General features: G+C 71.3%; 15 protein-coding genes and 1 tRNA gene. 9 read left to right on the top strand and 7 right to left on the bottom strand.

All coding sequences use genetic code 11. The features are described 5' to 3' along the window. Window positions 1-168 precede the first annotated feature (168 nt). The 3 genes from TNCT6_RS09610 (at window position 169) to TNCT6_RS09600 (ending at window position 5,378) form a co-directional block, all read left to right on the top strand. Window positions 169-3,174, top strand: coding sequence for a UPF0182 family protein (locus tag TNCT6_RS09610; RefSeq protein ID WP_141366268.1), 3,006 nt, complete (start codon window positions 169-171; stop codon window positions 3,172-3,174). A 218-nt stretch (window positions 3,175-3,392) separates the two neighbouring features. Continuing rightward, window positions 3,393-5,234, top strand: coding sequence for a tetratricopeptide repeat protein (locus TNCT6_RS09605; protein ID WP_172632847.1), 1,842 nt, complete (start codon window positions 3,393-3,395; stop codon window positions 5,232-5,234). A gap of 70 nt (window positions 5,235-5,304) precedes the next feature. Further along, window positions 5,305-5,378 (top strand) — tRNA-Met (locus TNCT6_RS09600). A gap of 139 nt (window positions 5,379-5,517) precedes the next feature. Here TNCT6_RS09600 and TNCT6_RS09595 read toward each other — a convergent pair. Continuing rightward, window positions 5,518-5,934: a Fur family transcriptional regulator gene (locus TNCT6_RS09595; protein ID WP_141358564.1), complete on the bottom strand. Its 417-nt coding sequence runs from the start codon at window positions 5,932-5,934 to the stop codon at window positions 5,518-5,520. A gap of 143 nt (window positions 5,935-6,077) precedes the next feature. Here TNCT6_RS09595 and TNCT6_RS09590 point away from each other — a divergent pair, with 143 nt between their 5' ends. Next, window positions 6,078-7,529, top strand: coding sequence for a catalase (locus tag TNCT6_RS09590; RefSeq protein ID WP_141358562.1), 1,452 nt, complete (start codon window positions 6,078-6,080; stop codon window positions 7,527-7,529). A 72-nt stretch (window positions 7,530-7,601) separates the two neighbouring features. On the opposite strand, the gene TNCT6_RS09585 is transcribed toward TNCT6_RS09590, so the two are convergent. Continuing rightward, window positions 7,602-8,012, bottom strand: coding sequence for a cyclic nucleotide-binding/CBS domain-containing protein (locus tag TNCT6_RS09585; RefSeq protein ID WP_141358560.1), 411 nt, complete (start codon window positions 8,010-8,012; stop codon window positions 7,602-7,604). Between the two features lie 177 nt (window positions 8,013-8,189). Then, a complete protein-coding gene (gene hisN / locus TNCT6_RS09580; protein WP_141358558.1) occupies window positions 8,190-8,987 on the bottom strand; it encodes a histidinol-phosphatase in 798 nt (265 codons plus the stop codon). Window positions 8,988-9,190: 203 nt separating this feature from the next. Between hisN and TNCT6_RS09575 the strand changes: the two genes are divergently transcribed. Next, a complete protein-coding gene (locus TNCT6_RS09575) occupies window positions 9,191-9,799 on the top strand; it encodes a TetR/AcrR family transcriptional regulator (RefSeq protein ID WP_172632846.1) in 609 nt (202 codons plus the stop codon). A 25-nt stretch (window positions 9,800-9,824) separates the two neighbouring features. On the opposite strand, the gene TNCT6_RS09570 is transcribed toward TNCT6_RS09575, so the two are convergent. The 4 genes from TNCT6_RS09570 to TNCT6_RS09555 all read right to left on the bottom strand — a co-directional run bounded on the left by TNCT6_RS09570 (window position 9,825) and on the right by TNCT6_RS09555 (window position 13,494). Further along, window positions 9,825-10,148: a multidrug efflux SMR transporter gene (locus tag TNCT6_RS09570; protein WP_141358554.1), complete on the bottom strand. Its 324-nt coding sequence runs from the start codon at window positions 10,146-10,148 to the stop codon at window positions 9,825-9,827. A 120-nt stretch (window positions 10,149-10,268) separates the two neighbouring features. After that, window positions 10,269-11,279: a ribosome small subunit-dependent GTPase A gene (gene rsgA, locus TNCT6_RS09565; protein WP_141358552.1), complete on the bottom strand. Its 1,011-nt coding sequence runs from the start codon at window positions 11,277-11,279 to the stop codon at window positions 10,269-10,271. Between the two features lie 18 nt (window positions 11,280-11,297). Further along, window positions 11,298-12,614, bottom strand: a complete 1,317-nt coding sequence (gene aroA, locus TNCT6_RS09560) for a 3-phosphoshikimate 1-carboxyvinyltransferase (RefSeq protein WP_141358550.1) — start codon at window positions 12,612-12,614, stop codon at window positions 11,298-11,300. A gap of 157 nt (window positions 12,615-12,771) precedes the next feature. Then, a complete protein-coding gene (locus TNCT6_RS09555; RefSeq protein ID WP_141358548.1) occupies window positions 12,772-13,494 on the bottom strand; it encodes a M50 family metallopeptidase in 723 nt (240 codons plus the stop codon). Between the two features lie 50 nt (window positions 13,495-13,544). Here TNCT6_RS09555 and TNCT6_RS09550 point away from each other — a divergent pair, with 50 nt between their 5' ends. The 4 genes from TNCT6_RS09550 (at window position 13,545) to rsrA (ending at window position 16,298) form a co-directional block, all read left to right on the top strand. After that, window positions 13,545-14,360, top strand: coding sequence for an SOS response-associated peptidase (locus TNCT6_RS09550; protein WP_141358545.1), 816 nt, complete (start codon window positions 13,545-13,547; stop codon window positions 14,358-14,360). 28 nt (window positions 14,361-14,388) lie between these two features. Then, entirely contained in the window at window positions 14,389-15,039 is a 651-nt protein-coding gene (locus TNCT6_RS09545; protein ID WP_141366266.1) for an alpha/beta family hydrolase, read from the top strand. A 255-nt stretch (window positions 15,040-15,294) separates the two neighbouring features. Further along, a complete protein-coding gene (sigR, locus tag TNCT6_RS09540) occupies window positions 15,295-15,990 on the top strand; it encodes an RNA polymerase sigma factor SigR (RefSeq protein WP_216372773.1) in 696 nt (231 codons plus the stop codon). Next, entirely contained in the window at window positions 15,987-16,298 is a 312-nt protein-coding gene (gene rsrA, locus TNCT6_RS09535; RefSeq protein ID WP_141358541.1) for a mycothiol system anti-sigma-R factor, read from the top strand. Before sigR ends, rsrA begins: the two co-directional genes overlap by 4 nt. Window positions 16,299-16,491: the final 193 nt, after the last annotated feature.

Raw genomic sequence — 16,491 nt, 5'->3', positions numbered from 1 at the left:
TCCTGCCTCGTTCCTGGGCGGAATCGGGAACCGAGTAAACGGTGAGTAAGTTGCATAGGTGTGGGCCCACGATTCCGGGGGCCCACCGTACGGTCCACGGACTCGGGGGCCTGACGCAACGAAACCGAATCAACAGCGATTTTCGAGGTGCACACCTTGGCTTTCCAGATGCCGGACCGCGGCGGAGGCCCGACAGGGCCGCGGATGAGAGTGGGCCGTCCGTCCCGGCGTGCCAGGACCCTGCTCATGACACTGGGCGTCCTCGCCGTCCTCGGCATGGTCTTCGCCATGTTCGCGGGCTTCTGGACGGACTGGCTGTGGTACCGGTCGGTGCACTACTCGTCCGTGTTCACCACCACACTGTGGACCAAGATCGGACTGTTCTTCGTCTTCGGCCTGCTGATGGCGGCCGCGGTCGGCCTGAACATCTGGCTGGCGCACCGGCTGCGGCCGCCGCTGAGCGCCATGTCGATGGAGCAGCAGAGCCTGGACCGCTACCGGATGAGCATCGCGCCGTACAAGAAGTGGCTGCTGTGCGGCATCACGGCGCTCGTCGGGCTGATCGCCGGTGCCTCCGCCGCGAGCGAGTGGCGGACCTGGCTGATGTGGGTCAACGGCGTGCCGTTCGGCAAGCAGGACCCGCAGTTCCACCTGGACGTCTCCTTCTACGCCTTCGACCTGCCCTGGTACCGCTTCCTGCTGGGCTTCGGCTTCGCCGCCACGATCCTGTCCCTGATCGCCGCGGTGCTCACGCACTACCTGTACGGCGGGCTGCGCGTCACCAGCCCCGGCGCGCGTGCCACGGCCGCGGTGACCGGGCACCTGTCGGTACTCCTCGGCGTCTTCGTGACGCTGAAGGCGGTGGCCTACTGGCTCGACCGGTACGGACTGGCGGTGAAGTCGAGCGACTTCAAGGCGACCGGCAACTGGACGGGCCTGAGGTACGTCGACGCCAACGCCTATCTGCCGGCCAAGACGATCCTGTTCTGCATCGCCGTCATCTGCGCGCTGCTGTTCTTCGCCACCCTGTGGCGGCGCACCTGGCAGCTGCCGGTCATCGGCTTCGGCCTGATGGTGCTCTCGGCCATACTCATCGGCGGCCTGTACCCGGCGATCGTGCAGAAGTTCCAGGTCGAGCCCAACGAGCAGGCCAAGGAAGCCCCGTACGTCCAGAAGAACCTCAAGGCGACCCGTGAGGCGTACGGCATCGACGACTCCAAGGTCGCCGACTACGCGGGCACGAGCAGCACCCAGGACAAGGCGAAGCTGCGGGACGCGGCCGTCGACGCGGCCAGTTACCGGCTGATGGACCCGAACATCGTGTCGCCGACGTTCGAGCAGCTCCAGCAGGTGCGCAACTACTACGGCTTCCCGTCCAACCTGGCCGTCGACCGGTACAAGACCAAGGACGGCAAGGTCCAGGACACCGTCATCGGCCTGCGCGAGCTGAACCTCGCCGGGATCCCGAAGAACAACTGGATCAACGACCACTTCCGCTACACCCACGGCTACGGCGTGGTCGCGGCCAAGGGCACCGAGGCCGACTCCGAGGGCCGCCCGGTGTTCACCGAGTACAACCTGCCGTCCACGGGCGACCTCCCGCGGTACCAGCAGCGGATCTACTACGGCGAGAAGACCACCACCTACTCCATCGTCGGCGGTCCCCAGAAGGAGATCGACTACTCCGACGACAGCGGTGAGAAGACCACCAGCTACAAGGGCGACAGCGGGGTCAGCCTCTCCAACCCGCTGAACCGGGCCGCGTACGCGATGGCGTTCAGCGAGCCGCAGATCCTCTACTCCGGTGCGATCGGCGACGGCTCGCGCATCCTGTACAACCGCACGCCCAAGCAGCGCGTCGAGGCGGTCGCCCCGTGGCTGACGATCGACGGGGTCTCGTACCCGGCGGTGGTCGACGGACGGGTCCAGTGGATCGTCGACGCCTACACGACCACCAACGGCTATCCGTACGCCTCGCGCACCACCCTCGGTGACACGACGCTGGACTCGCTGACCGCCGCCAACAACCAGCGGGTGGTGGCCCAGCAGAACCAGGTCAACTACATCCGCAACTCGGTGAAGGCGACCGTCGACGCCTACACGGGCGAGGTCAAGCTGTACCAATGGGACACCAAGGACCCGGTCCTGAAGACCTGGATGAAGGCGTTCCCGGGCACGGTCGAGCCGAAGAAGGACATCTCTCCGGAGCTGATGTCCCACATCCGGTATCCGCAGGACCTGTTCAAGGTGCAGCGCGAGCTGCTCACGCGCTACCACGTCACGGACGCGCAGACCTTCCTCAGCGGCAGCGAGGTGTGGCAGATCCCCAACGACCCGACCAACAAGTCGGGCGACGCGGTGCCGCCGTACTACCTGAGCCTCAAGATGCCCGGTGAGTCGTCGCAGACGTTCTCGCTGACGACGACGATGACGCCGAACGGCCGTGACAACCTGAGCGCGTTCATGACGGTCAACGCCGACGCGAACACGAGCGATTACGGCAAGATCAGCATCCTGAAGCTGCCGACGGGCAAGACGATCGACGGCCCGAAGCGGGTGCAGAGCCAGTTCAACTCCGAACCCTCCATCGCCGAGTCCATCCGGCTGCTGAAGGGCGGCGACTCGGAGGTCGAGTACGGCAACCTGCTGACGGTGCCGCTCGACGGCGGACTGCTCTACGTGGAGCCGGTCTACCTGCGTGGCGGCGGGCTCAAGTACCCCTTGCTGCGCAAGGTCCTGGTGACGTACGGCGGGAACACCGCGTTCGAGGACACGCTCGACAAGGCGCTCAACAAGGTCTTCGGCACGGAGGGTTCGACCACCGAGCCGCCCGGCTCCGAGACCGGCGGCGGTGGGACCGGCAGTGGCGAGACCAAGCCGCCGCCGTCGAACAACCCGACGGTCCAGGAGGCGTTGAAGGACGCCCAGAAGGCCTTCGACGACGGTCAGACCGCCCTGAAGAACGGTGACTGGCAGGCGTACGGCCAGGCACAGAAGGACCTTCAGGACGCGCTGAAGCGGGCCGAGGACGCGCAGGCGCAGGCGGGGAAGGCCGGCGGCAGCGGCAAGCCCGCCGACGGCAAGGCCACTGACGGCAAGGGTGGCGCGAGCCCGGGTGCGAGCGCCGGTCCGGCACCGGACAGCAGTCCGAGCGGTAGCCCGAGCGGGGGCTGATCGCTCCCCGTCGAGCCCGAGGGCCCGGATCCGTACCGCGGATCCGGGCCCTTCGCCGTGGGCGAACGCATGTGCCGACGTGCCCGGCGGCCGTGCCACCGTGGGGAGTTGGGCGATCTGTGTTTGACTTGTCTCTCTGTGGGCATGTCGACAAAACGCTGAAGTGACCTCACTGGCTGGGGTATTACAGATGTACCCGGGTTGCAGGTGGTGCGACGATGGACGTTATGGGGGACAAGGCAACTCTGTTCGGGACGGGGCGATTTGTGCAGGCTTCCGACTCCAAGGAGACCGGAGGCGAAGCCCGGGACGAGACCCGGGACGAGTCCGTGGCGGCCGCCGACGAGGCCGCGGAGCTGGCGCGCCGTCGCCTCGCCGCCGAGGCGGGCGACGTCGAGGCCATGAGCGTCCTCGGGGCCATGCTGCTGCGCCGCGGCGATCTCGACGGAGCCGAACCCCATCTGCGCTCCGCCACCGCGGGCGGTGACCGCGCCGCGGCCAACAACCTGGGAGTCCTGCTCCACCAGCGCGGATACGCCGACGAGGCCGCCGGGTGGTGGCGTATCGCCGCCGTCGCCGGATCCGCGGCGGCCGCGCACGCGCTCGGGCGGCACCACCGCGAGCGCGGCGACGAGCCCGCTGCCGAATACTGGCTGCGCCAGTCCGCCGAGCAGGGGCACGTCCTCGGCGCCTACGTCCTCGCCGACCTCCTGGAGCACCGCGGCGACACCGGGGCCGAGCGCTGGATGCGGGTCGCCGCGGAGCGGGGGCACCGGGAGGCGGAGTACCGGCTGGCGCGGGCGCTGGACCGGCGGGCCGGGGGGAAGCCCGGCGGTGACGGTGCCGGGCTGATGGCGGAGGCGGAGCAGTGGTACCGCCAGGCCGCGGCGCGCGGACACCGGCGGGCCGCCCTGCACCTGGGCGCCATCCTGGAGCGGCGCGGCGACCTCAAGGAGGCCGGCCGCTGGTACCTGACCTCCGCCAAGGACGGCGAGGCCAGGGCCGCCTGCGCGCTCGGGTTCCTGCTGCGGGACGCCGGTGACGCCGAGAGCGCCGCCCTGTGGTGGCTGAGAGCCGCGCAGGACGGCGACGGCAACGCGGCGAACGCGCTGGGCGCGCTGCACGCCGAGCGCGGCGAGACGCAGACCGCCGAGCGGTGGTACCGGGCGGCGATGGACGCGGGCGACATCAACGGCGCCTACAACCTCGGGCTGCTCTGTGCCGAGCAGGGCCGTACCGCGCAGGCCGAGCAGTGGTACCGGCGCGCGGCCTACGCCGGGCACCGGGAGGCGTCGAACGCGCTGGCCGTCCTGCTGCTCCAGGGCGGGGACACCGGCGGCGCCGAGCCGTGGTTCTCCAAGGCGGCGGAGGCCGGGAGCGTCGACGCCGCGTTCAACCTGGGGATTCTCTACGCCGGGCGGAACCTGGACGCCCAGGCCCTGCGGTGGTACGAGCGGGCGGCTGCGGCCGGGCACACGGAGGCCGCGTTGCAGGTGGGGATCGCCCGGCTGCGGGCGGGCGACGAGCGGGCGGCCGAGCGGCACCTGCGGTGCGCGGCCGGCGGCGGGAGCGCGGAGGCCGCGTACCGGCTGGCCACCGTGCTTGACGCCCGGCGGCCGCCGGCGCCCGCGCACGGGCTCGGGGAGCCGGCGATCCAGGAGAAGACCGAGTGCGAGGAGTGGTACGAGCGGGCGGCCGGCCAGGGGCACCGGCGCGCGCAGGTGCGGGTCGGGATGCTGGCCGCGGCCCGTGGGGACGCGGTCGAGGCGGCGCGGTGGTACCGCAGGGCGGCGGAGTCCGGGTCCCGCAACGGCGCCTTCAACCTGGGACTGCTGCTCGCCCGGGAGGGCAGTGAGCCCGAGGCGGCCGTGTGGTGGGCGCGGGCGGCCGACGCCGGGCACGGGCGGGCGGCACTGCGGCTCGCCCTGGTGCACGCGCGGCGCGGCGAGCTGGCCGAGGGGCAGGGGTGGGCCGACCGGGCCGTGGCACTGGGGCCGGCGGAGGTCGCCCAGCGGGCCGCCCGGCTGCGGGACGCGCTGCGCGAGGAGCTGTCGGCCTGACGTGATCACCGTCGTCCCCGTGAACGATTTGCTTCTCGGTCCGCCGTTCACGTAATGTTGCATTCACCGACGCGGGGTGGAGCAGCTCGGTAGCTCGCTGGGCTCATAACCCAGAGGTCGCAGGTTCAAATCCTGTCCCCGCTACTGAAGGCCGAGGGCCGGAATCCGATCAAGGATTCCGGCCCTCGGTGTTTCCGGGGGCGTGCTTCCCGGGGCGGATCACGAAAGAAGGACCCCCGGCACCGTCGAGGTGCCGGGGGTCCTTCTTTCACGAGTGTGGCCGTCAGGCCGCCGCGCAGTTCGGGCAGAGGCCGCGGTACGTGACCTCCACGTCCGAGACCGTGAAGCCGAAGCGCTCCGAGTCGGGCAGGTCGGCCAGCGGGTTGCCGCTCGGATGGACGTCGCGGATCGCGCCGCAGCCGGCGCAGACCAGGTGGTGGTGCGGCTGGTGCGCGTTGGGGTCGTACCGCTTGGCGCGCTTGTCCGTGGCGACTTCCAGGACCTCGCCGAGGGAGACCAGCTCGCCCAGCGTGTTGTAGACGGTCGCCCGGGAGATCTCGGGCAGCTTGGCGACAGCCCTGGCGTGGACCTCGTCGGCCGTCAGGTGGACGTGTTCGCCGTCGAGGACCTCGGCCACCACGCGCCGCTGCGCGGTCATCCGCCATCCGCGTCCGCGCAGCCGTTCCAGAAGGTCACTCATACCGACCAGCCTAACAGCAAGGGGAAATAGTTCCCGAACCAGTGTGACTTTGGAGCTCCACTTGACTTGGATTAAGTCCATTGTAGGATCGAGACTGGCTTTGGCCAAGAGACAGGCACGATGGAAATGACCCAGGAGGCGACGTGACCCAGGGGCCGCTCACGACGGAGGCCGGTGCTCCGGTTGCCGACAACCAGAACAGCGAGACGGCGGGTGTCGGCGGCCCGGTGCTCGTCCAGGACCAGCTCCTGCTGGAGAAGCTCGCCCACTTCAACCGCGAGCGCATCCCGGAGCGTGTGGTGCACGCCCGTGGCGCCGGCGCCTACGGCACCTTCACGGTCACGGCCGACGTCACCACGTACACGCGTGCCACGTTCCTCTCCGAGGTCGGCAAGCAGACGGAGACCTTCCTCCGCTTCTCGACCGTGGCGGGCAACCTCGGCGCCGCCGACGCGGTCCGCGACCCCCGCGGCTTCGCGCTGAAGTTCTACACCGAGGAGGGCAACTACGACCTCGTCGGCAACAACACCCCGGTGTTCTTCATCAAGGACGCCATCAAGTTCCCCGACTTCATCCACACCCAGAAGCGCGACCCGTACACGGGCAGCCAGGAGGCGGACAACGTCTGGGACTTCTGGGGCCTGTCTCCGGAGTCGACGCACCAGGTGACCTGGCTGTTCGGCGACCGCGGCATCCCGGCGTCGTACCGGCACATGAACGGCTACGGCTCCCACACCTACCAGTGGAGCAACGAGGCCGGCGAGGTCTTCTGGGTCAAGTACCACTTCAAGACCGACCAGGGGATCAAGAGCCTCACCGCCGAGGAGGCCGCCCGGCTCGCCGGTGAGGACCCCGACTCCCACCAGCGCGACCTGCGTGAGGCCATCGAGCGCGGCGAGTACCCGACCTGGACCGTGCAGGTGCAGATCATGCCGGCGGCCGACGCGGCGACCTACCGCTTCAACCCGTTCGACCTCACCAAGGTGTGGCCGCACGAGGACTACCCGCCGATCGAGATCGGCAAGCTGGAGCTCAACCGCAACCCGGAGAACATCTTCGCCGAGGTCGAGCAGTCGATCTTCAGCCCCGCCCACTTCGTGCCGGGCATCGGTCCCTCCCCGGACAAGATGCTCCAGGGCCGCCTCTTCGCGTACGGCGACGCCCACCGCTACCGCGTCGGCATCAACGCCGACCACCTGCCGGTGAACCGTCCGCACGCCACCGAGGCGCGCACCAACTCCCGTGACGGCTACCTGTACGACGGCCGCCACAAGGGTGCGAAGAACTACGAGCCGAACAGCTTCGGCGGGCCGTTCCAGACGGACCGGCCGCTGTGGCAGCCCGTTCCGGTCTCCGGCGTCACCGGTGACCACGAGGCGGCGGTCCACGCAGAGGACAACGACTTCGTCCAGGCCGGCAACCTCTACCGTCTGATGTCGGACGAGGAGAAGGAGCGACTGATCGGCAACCTGGCGGGCGCGATCTCGCAGGTCTCGCGCGAGGACATCGCCGAGCGCGCGATCGGCAACTTCCGTCAGGCGGACGACGACTTCGGCAAGCGGCTGGAGGCCGCGGTCCAAGCCCTGCGCGGCTGATCTCCAGCACTGGACCGCTTGTTGTGGACGGCGGGCCGGGTCCCTTCGGGGGCCCGGCCCGCCGGCGTGCGCTCAGGCCGTGCCCGCGCCCGCGGCCGCAGCGTGCTGCCGGACCGGCGCCCAGCAGCGGATGATGTCGCGGACCGAGACGATGCCCGCCGGCTCGTCGTGGTCCAGGACGATGAGGTGCCGGAAGCCGCCGCGGGTCATGGCCCGCGCCGCCTCCTCCAGGGTCCAGGACGGCGCGGCGAACACGACGTCCGTGGTGGTGTGCGCGTGTACGCGCTCCGTGTCCGGGTTCTGGCCCAGGCCCACGGAGTTGAGGACGTCGCGTTCGGTGAGGATGCCGATGCCGCCTGCGTCCGGGTCGTGGACGACGGCGGCGCCGACGTGGCGCGCGGACATCAGCGCCGCCGCCTGTCGGAGGGTGTGTGCGGGACCGATGGTGAGGACCACCGTGCTCATGGCGTCGCGGACGAGCATGGGATGGAGCCACCTCCTCGGGGAATCCGGCTGATGCGTGCCCGGCGCCGACGGCGCCTGTTGAGCACTGCACAAGTTCACAAGTGGGGGAACTCCCAGAGTCTCAGGCAAACCGGGGGTCAACAAGAGGGCGTGCGCAGGCGGCCGGGGGCGTGCGCAGGCGTCCCCTCTCGCGCGTCAGCGCTGGTTGAGATACCCCAGCATCTCGTCGTGCAGCAGCCCGTTGGACGCGGCGGCGTTGCCGCTGTGCGGGCCGGGGCGGCCGTCGAGGCCGGTGAAGGTGCCCCCGGCCTCGGTCACGATGATCGCGTTCGCGGCCATGTCCCACAGGGACAGCTCCGGCTCGGCGCAGAAGTCGACCGAGCCCTCGGCGACCATCATGTACGGCCAGAAGTCGCCGTAGGCACGGGTGCGCCAGACCGCGCGGGTCAGGTCGAGGAAGCCGTCCAGGCGGCCCTGCTCCTCCCAGCCGCCGAGCGAGGAGTACGCGAAGGAGGCGTCCGCGAGTTCCCCCACGCGGGACACCTGGAGCCTGCTCGCCTGCGCCAGGCGGCGGCCCGTGAAGGCACCGTGGCCCTTGGCGGCCCACCAGCGGCGGCCCAGGGCGGGGGCGGAGACGACACCCACGACGGGCTGGTAGCCGCCCGCGCCGGCCTCCATCAGGGAGATGAGCGTGGCCCAGACCGGGACGCCGCGCACGTAGTTCTTGGTGCCGTCGATCGGGTCGACGACCCAGCGGCGGGGGCCGGTGCCCTCGATGCCGTACTCCTCGCCGAGGACCGCGTCGCGGGGGCGGGCGCGTTGCAACTGGCCGCGGATGAGTTCCTCCGCCGCCTTGTCCGCTTCGCTGACCGGGGTCATGTCCGGCTTCGTCTCGACCTTGAGGTCGAGGGCCTTGAAACGGTCCATGGTGGCGGCGTCGGCGGCGTCCGCGAGGACGTGGGCCAGGCGCAGGTCGTCGAGGTAGTCCGGCATGCGAGAACCGTATCCGCCTGGGGCGACACGGGGCTACGGGGGGCGGGGCGGCCCGGTGTGCGGAAGTGCCGCGCGAACCGGGAGAGGCCCCATGGCCGCGAGGGCGCGACGCCCGCGGTGGCGCACACATGCTGTCACGGACCCTTGACAGTGCGTTCGGGGGCGTCAAATCTGGGCGCAGAGCCGCTCGCCCCAGGGAGGCGATGATGCCTGCAGCGCGGGAATCCCTGCTGGACGCCGCCTACACGGCGCTGACACGGCGGCCGTGGGCCGCGGTGCGGATGGTCGACGTGGCCGCGGCGGCCGGGGTCTCCCGGCAGACGCTGTACAACGAGTTCGGCAGCAAGGAGGGGTTCGCGCGGGCCCTGGTCAGGCGGGAGGCGGACGGCTATCTCATCGGGGTCGACCGGGCACTGACCATCCCCGCCGACCCGCGTGAGCGGCTCACCGCCGCCGCCGAGTGGACCGTGTCCGCCGCCCGGGACAACGCGCTGGTGAAGGCCATGCTCACCGGCTGCTGGAGCGAACGGCTGCCCTCGCCGGCGCTGGCGGCGGTGCCGTCCTTCAGCGCGGTTCCGGCCCAGCGCCGGGCCGACGGCCCGCTGCCGTCGCCCGGCGACTTCGTGGCGATCGTCCGCGACCGTGCCGTGACCCTGCTCTCCGCCCCCGGCACCCCCAGGGCGGACACCCTCGAACTGGCCCGCGCCTGCGAGCTGGTGATCCGCCTCGCCCTGTCGTGCGTGGCGGCGCCACCGGACCGGGGCGGGGTCGCCGAACTGGTACGCGGCGCGCTCCCGCGCCAACCGGGCTGACCCGTCAGCCCTCCGCGCCGTCGCGTCAGTGCGCGGAACCGGACAGCTGGAGCCCGATCACCCCGATGACGACCAGGCTGATCGACACGAGCTTCAGCGTGGAGACCAGGTCGCCGAGGAAGACCATGCCGTAGATCGCGGTGCCCGCCGCGCCGATGCCGGTCCACACCGCGTACGCGGGGCCCACGTCGAGCTTCTTCAGGGACAGGGTGAGCAGACCGAAACTGCCCAGGGCGAAGCAGCAGAAGGCGATGGTCGGCCAGAGCCGGGTGAAGCCGTGCGACAGCTTCAGGCACACGGCGAAGCCGGTCTCGAGCAACCCGGCAACGATGACCAGCAGCCACGCCATGTGCTGTCCTCCCGTGGGTCCGCATGCCGTGACCGCTCGGTCGTGCTTGGGGCAGGTCATGATCCGGCTCCGTGCGATTATGCACTTGCCGGACCGCACCGCACCCAAACAACGCGGAGGTCAGTCGCCTTCCTTGCGCTCCCGCGTGGCCAGCAGCCGGCGCAGCGAGTACAGCCGGGCCGGGTCCGCGTGCCCCTCGGCGACCCACGCGTCCAGCGCGCAGTCCGGCTCGTCGTGGCTGCACGCGCGCGGGCAGCCCTCGGTGCCCGGTTCCAGGTCGGGGAAGGCGTGGATGACCCGGAACGGATCGATGTGCGCGAGCCCGAACGACCGTACGCCCGGGGTGTCCACGACCCAGCCGGCCGCACCCGCCAGCGGCAGCGCGAGCGCGGAGGTGGTGGTGTGCCGGCCCCGGCCGGTCACCGCGTTCACATGTCCCGTCACCCGCCGCCGCTCCGCCGGCACCAGTGCGTTGACGAGTGTCGTCTTGCCCACGCCGGAGTGGCCGACGAACGCCGTGACCTTCCCGTCGAGATGCTCGCGCACCCGGTCCGCGGCGGCGCCGGCGTCCAGCTCCGCACGGCTCGTGACGACGTAGGGGATGTCCAGATCCCCGTACAGCTCCAGGAGTTTGTCCGGCGGGGCCAGGTCCGACTTCGTCAGGACCAGCAGCGGCTCCAGACCGCCGTCGTACGCCGCGACCAGGCAGCGGTCGATCAGCCGGGGGCGCGGTTCGGGGTCGGCGAGCGCGGTGACGATGGCCAGTTGGTCGGCGTTCGCGACGACCACGCGCTCGTAGGGGTCGTCGTCGTCCGCGGTGCGGCGCAGGACCGAGCCGCGCTCCTCGATGCGGACGATGCGCGCGAGGGTGTCCTTCGTCCCGGACAGGTCACCGACCAGGGCCACCCGGTCGCCCACGACGGCGGCCTTGCGGCCGAGTTCGCGGGCCTTCATGGCGACGACCGCGCGGCCGTCGACGAGGCACGTCAGCCGTCCCCGGTCGACGGTGAGGACCATGCCCTCGGCGGCGTCCTCGTGCTTGGGGCGGATGTTCGTGCGCGGCCGGTTGCCCTTGCGGTTGGGGCGGCTGCGGATGTCGTCCTCGTCGGTGTGCTTGCCGTAGCGGCGCATGGCGTGATCCCCGCGTCCCTACGCCCCGAGCATCCCGGTCCACAGGTCCGGGAAGTCCGGCAGTGTCTTCGCCGTCGTCGCCACGTCCTCGATCTGCACGCCCTCGACCGCCAGGCCGATGATCGCGCCGGCCGTCGCCATGCGGTGGTCCTCGTAGGTGTGGAAGACCCCGCCGTGCAGGCGGCGCGGGCGGATGTGCAGGCCGTCGGCCGTCTCGGTCACGTCACCGCCGAGTTCGTTGATCTCCTTGGTCAGCGCGGCCAGGCGGTCGGTCTCGTGCAGCCGCAGATGGGCCACGCCCCGCAGGGTCGAGGGCGAGTCCGCGAGCGCGGCGACGGCCGCGATGCCCGGGGTCAGCTCGCCGACCTCGCCGAGGTCCACGTCGATGCCGTGCACGGCACCCGAACCGGTGAACACCAGGCCGTAGTCGGTGAGTTCGCAGGAACCCCCCATCTCGGTGAAGATCTGCCGCAGCCGGTCACCCGGCTGGGTCGTCCGGGCCGGCCAGTCGGGGACGACGACCTTGCCGCCGGTCACCAGCGCCGCCGCGAGGAAGGGCTGGGCGTTGGACAGGTCGGGCTCCACGACCAGGTCCCGGCCGAGCAGGGCGCCCGGGGTGACCCGCCAGACGTTCGGCTCGCCGCCCGACTCGGGGGTGTCCACCTGTGCGCCGACCGCCCGCAGCATGTCGACCGTCATCCGGATGTGCGGCAGCGACGGCAGCGACGACCCGGTGTGCCGGACCTCCACGCCCTGGTTGAAGCGCGGTCCGGACAGCAGCAGGGCGCTGACGAACTGGGACGAGGAGGAGGCGTCGATCTCCACCGGCCCGCCGTCCAGCGCGCCGCTGCCGTGCACGGTCATCGGCAGCGCGCCGCGGCTCTCGTCGTCGATCCGGGCGCCGAGGACGCGCAGCGCGTCGATGACGCCGTTCAGCGGACGCTCGTACGACCGCGGGTCGCCGTCGAAGCGGATGGGGCCGTCGGCCAGCGCGGCGACCGGCGGCAGGAAGCGCATCACCGTGCCGGCGTTGCCGACGTCGACCGTGGCCGGGCCGTGCAGCCCCGCGGGGATCACGCGCCAGGCCTCCCCGGTGCCGTCCGGCCCCACGCCCTCGTCGATGCCGACGCCCATGGCCCGCAGCGCGCCGGCCATCAGCAGCGTGTCGCGGGAGCGCAGCGGGCGGCGCAGCCAGCCCGGCTCGGAGGCGAGGGCGGCGAGCACCAGGGCGCGGTTGGTGACGGACTTCGACCCCGGCACGTGGACCGTCGCGTCGACGGCTCCGCTCGCGTGCGGGGCGGGCCAGAGGGCGGTGTGCGCGGGGTTCGGGGCCATGGTCCCCACCTTAGGGCCTGTTCCGAGTTCGCTGCCTGCGCCCCGGCGCCCGGTACGCACGCTCTGCGCGGTGCCGCCGGAGAGGCGGCTCCGCCACGTGACCTGCGACACCGTGCCCGGCGACGAGGGACGGACGAGGGAGAGCGGAGGGACCGCCTCACCCCGTCAGCAGCCACCGCCCGCCGCCGATCAGCGAGCACAGCGACACCGCGTGGAACAGGAACAGCCACAGCGCCGCCGGGACGTGCGTCAGCCGCGACAACTGGTCCGCGTCCGAGTCCCCGGCGCCCCCGCGCGCCCGCTTGGCCTGGAGTTCGAAGGCCGGGCGCACTCCGCCGAGCAGCAGGAACCACACCACCGCGTACGCGAACGCGGCCTGTACCTGGGGCCCGGTCAGCCAGGACACCAGCAGGAACGTGCCGCCGGTGAGGAGCACGGTGAGCGCCCCGTAGGCGTTGCGGATCATCACCAGCATCGCGACCAGCAGCGCCGTGGCCACCCACAGCAGCAGCGTGATGCGACCGGTGGCGAGCAGGGCCGCGCCGCCCAGGCCCAGCAGCGGGGGAGCGGTGTAGCCGGCCGCCGCCGTGAGGATCATGCCGATGCCGTGCGGCTTGCCCCGGCTGACGGTCAGGCCGCTGGTGTCGGAGTGCAGGCGTATGCCGGTCAGGGTGCGTCCGGTGAGCAGCGCCACCAGCCCGTGCCCGCCCTCGTGCGCGATGGTGATCGCGTTGCGCGAGACGCGCCACAGGCCGTGCGGGGCGACCACTGCGAGCGCGGCGGCCGCGGTGACGAGGACCACCCACACGTCGGGATCGGGCTGGGTGCCGACGAGCCGGTCCCAGAGATCGGGCAGCGCGGTGGCGGCGAGGATGTCCATGTTTCCGAGTGGCTCCCTGTCCGTGTGCGCGGTCTGGCAGTGTTGCACGTATGTGTGGACGGTATGCAGCGAGTCGCGGCCCCGAGGACCTCGCAGGGGTCTTCGAGATCCAGAAGTGGGACCCGGAGGAGACCCTGGAGCCCGACTACAACGTGGCCCCGACCAAGGAGGTCCACGTCGTCCTGGACCGTCCCTTGAAGGACGCGGACGACCGCCGCCCGGTTCGCCAGGTGCGGAAGCTGAGGTGGGGGCTCGTCCCGTCCTGGTCGAAGTCCCCCGAGGGCGCCGCCCGGATGATCAACGCGCGCGCGGAGACCGTGCACGAGAAGCCGTCGTACCGCCGCGCCTTCGCCACCCGGCGCTGTGTCGTGCCCGCCGACGGCTACTACGAGTGGGTCACCGGCACCCAGGAGCGGGACCTGGAGGTCGAGGGCAGGCGCAAGCGGCCGCGCAAGCAGCCCTACTTCGTGACCCCGGCCGACGGATCGGTCTTCGCGATGGCCGGACTCTACGAGTTCTGGCGGGACAGGACACTGCCCGACGACCACCCGCGGGCCTGGTGGGCGACCTGCTCGGTGATCACCACGGACGCCGAGCGGACCCCGCTGGCGGTGGCCCCGGCCGAGGGCCCGCGCTCGCTGGCGGACATCCACCCCCGGATGCCGCTGATGCTGACCCCGGACCGCTGGGACGCCTGGCTGGACCCGGCCCGCACCGACCCGGACGACCTGCGCGCGCTGCTCACCCCGCCGGCCCCCGGCCTGATGCGCGCCTACCCGGTGTCCACGGCCGTCAGCAACGTCCGCAACAACGGACCGGAGCTGCTCGAGGAGCTCGCGGCACCGGAAGAGGGCACACTCTTCTGACGTGAGCGACGTGGGCGACGCGAGCAACATGAACGACATGAACATGAGCGACGTGAGCGAGATCGTCGAGACGGAAGCGGGCGCGGCCCGGATCACCTGGCACCCGGCCCACGGGGCACGCCTGGTGCTCGCCGTGAGCCACGGAGCCGGCGGCGGTGTCGAGGCCCGCGACCTCCAGGCCCTGGCGCGCACACTCCCGGCGCACGGGGTCACCGTCGCGCTGGTCGAGCAGCCCTGGCGGGTGGCCGGCAAGAAGGTGGCGCCCGCGCCGCGGACGCTGGACGCCGGCTGGCGCGGCCTGTGGCCCGCCCTCACCGGGCCGGGGCTGCCGGTGGTCGCCGGCGGCCGGAGCGCCGGGGCGCGCGTCGCCTGCCGTACGGCGGCCGAGCTGGGCGCGCACGCCGTGCTCGCCCTCAGCTTCCCGCTGCACCCGCCGGGCAGGCCCGAGAGGTCCCGCGCCGACGAACTGCTCGGCGCGGGGGTGCCCACGCTCGTCGTCCAGGGCGGCAACGACCCGTTCGGCAGGCCCGGGGAGTTCCCGGAGGGTTCCTACCGGCTCGTCGAGGTGCCGTACGGCGATCACGCCTTCGCCGTGCCGAAGCGTGCGGGGATCACGCAGGACCAGGTCCTGGAGATCATCACCGAGGGCGTCGCCCAGTGGACCGCGTCACTCCCGTGACTCCCGGGAATGCCTGGCGGACCGCCGCTGTTGAGGCGGTCAGTAGTGCCGCTCAGCGGCGCCGACGTCACACGAGAGGGAGTCCGCCGCATGGGTTCGACCGTTTGCCCGAGCCGCAGCAGCCGCACTGACCTGGACTGGACGGTGCTGCACGCGGCGAGGACCGCTCCTGTTCGAGCGGCGGCAGGCACGGGTCGTCGTCTATCCTCCGATTCGAGTGGAACCGCATTCGGTGCCACGACATCGCTTGAGGAGGTGGGTCCGGTTCCCGGTACCGACGCAGGGACCGACAACGGCCAGGCGGAGCAGCCCGAGGGCCGGGGCACGAGCGTGGGCGCATCCGTGGAGTCGACGGCCCAGCGCAGCGCGCGCTTCGAGCGGGACGCGCTGGAATTCCTCGACCAGATGTACTCGGCCGCCCTGCGCATGACGCGCAACCCGGCCGACGCCGAGGACCTGGTGCAGGAGACGTACGCCAAGGCGTACGCGTCCTTCCACCAGTTCCGTGAGGGCACGAACCTCAAGGCGTGGCTGTACCGGATCCTCACCAACACCTTCATCAACTCCTACCGCAAGAAGCAGCGCGAGCCGCAGCGCAGTGCCGCCGAGGAGATCGAGGACTGGCAGCTCGCCCGTGCCGAGTCGCACATGTCGACCGGTCTGCGCTCCGCCGAGTCGCAGGCGCTCGACCACCTGCCCGACTCGGACGTGAAGGAAGCGCTTCAGGCGATCCCCGAGGAATTCCGCATCGCCGTCTACCTCGCGGACGTAGAAGGCTTTGCGTACAAGGAGATCGCGGACATCATGGGGACACCCATCGGGACGGTGATGTCCCGGCTGCACCGGGGCCGTCGTCAACTGCGCGGCATGCTCGAGGACTACGCCCGCGAGCGCGGACTGGTCCCGGCCGGCGCCGGAGAGTCGAACGAAGCGAAAGGCTCGGGCTCATGAGCTGCGGAGACCCGCACGAGACGGACTGCAGTGAGGTACTCGACCACCTCTACGAGTTCCTCGACAGTGAGATGCCGGACATCGATCGCACCAAGTTCGAGCACCACTTCGAGGAGTGCTCGCCGTGCCTGGAGAAGTACGGCCTGGAGCAGGCCGTGAAGAAGCTGGTCAAGCGGTGCTGCGGACATGACGACGTCCCCGCCGACCTGCGCGCCAAGGTCATGGGCCGGATCGATCTGATCCGCTCCGGCCAGACCGTCCCCGAGCACGACGTGACCGCGGCACCGGTGACTCAGCAGGAGTCCTGACCCGCCGCGCGCGGACACCCGCGCGGCGCCCCGTCGGCTCCCTTCGCGCCTGCCGCCCGCACCCGGCACCGCCCGCACCCCGCGCTCGCACAGACGTCGGACGCGCCTCGGACATGCTTGCGGATTCACTTCGGGTACCCACCCGGACGCTCTTCACCCGAACGTGCTAATCCCCGGGTCTTCGGCCCGTGGA

The sequence above is a fragment of the Streptomyces sp. 6-11-2 genome, from assembly GCF_006540305.1.
Classification (GTDB): Bacteria; Actinomycetota; Actinomycetes; order Streptomycetales; family Streptomycetaceae; genus Streptomyces.
This window is presented reverse-complemented; position numbering and strand designations above follow the sequence as displayed.

Coding starts and splice junctions, on each gene's coding strand:
- rsrA (WP_141358541.1), top strand. CDS start 15,987: ATGAGCTGCGGAGACCCGCACGAGACGGACTGCAGTGAGGTACTCGAC.
- TNCT6_RS09570 (WP_141358554.1), bottom strand. CDS start 10,148: ATGGCGTGGCTGCTGGTCATCGTTGCCGGGTTGCTCGAGACCGGCTTC.
- rsgA (WP_141358552.1), bottom strand. CDS start 11,279: ATGCGCCGCTACGGCAAGCACACCGACGAGGACGACATCCGCAGCCGC.
- TNCT6_RS09555 (WP_141358548.1), bottom strand. CDS start 13,494: ATGGACATCCTCGCCGCCACCGCGCTGCCCGATCTCTGGGACCGGCTC.
- TNCT6_RS09575 (WP_172632846.1), top strand. CDS start 9,191: ATGATGCCTGCAGCGCGGGAATCCCTGCTGGACGCCGCCTACACGGCG.
- TNCT6_RS09605 (WP_172632847.1), top strand. CDS start 3,393: ATGGACGTTATGGGGGACAAGGCAACTCTGTTCGGGACGGGGCGATTT.
- hisN (WP_141358558.1), bottom strand. CDS start 8,987: ATGCCGGACTACCTCGACGACCTGCGCCTGGCCCACGTCCTCGCGGAC.
- TNCT6_RS09550 (WP_141358545.1), top strand. CDS start 13,545: ATGTGTGGACGGTATGCAGCGAGTCGCGGCCCCGAGGACCTCGCAGGG.
- TNCT6_RS09545 (WP_141366266.1), top strand. CDS start 14,389: ATGAACGACATGAACATGAGCGACGTGAGCGAGATCGTCGAGACGGAA.
- TNCT6_RS09585 (WP_141358560.1), bottom strand. CDS start 8,012: ATGCTCGTCCGCGACGCCATGAGCACGGTGGTCCTCACCATCGGTCCC.
- aroA (WP_141358550.1), bottom strand. CDS start 12,614: ATGGCCCCGAACCCCGCGCACACCGCCCTCTGGCCCGCCCCGCACGCG.
- TNCT6_RS09595 (WP_141358564.1), bottom strand. CDS start 5,934: ATGAGTGACCTTCTGGAACGGCTGCGCGGACGCGGATGGCGGATGACC.
- TNCT6_RS09610 (WP_141366268.1), top strand. CDS start 169: ATGCCGGACCGCGGCGGAGGCCCGACAGGGCCGCGGATGAGAGTGGGC.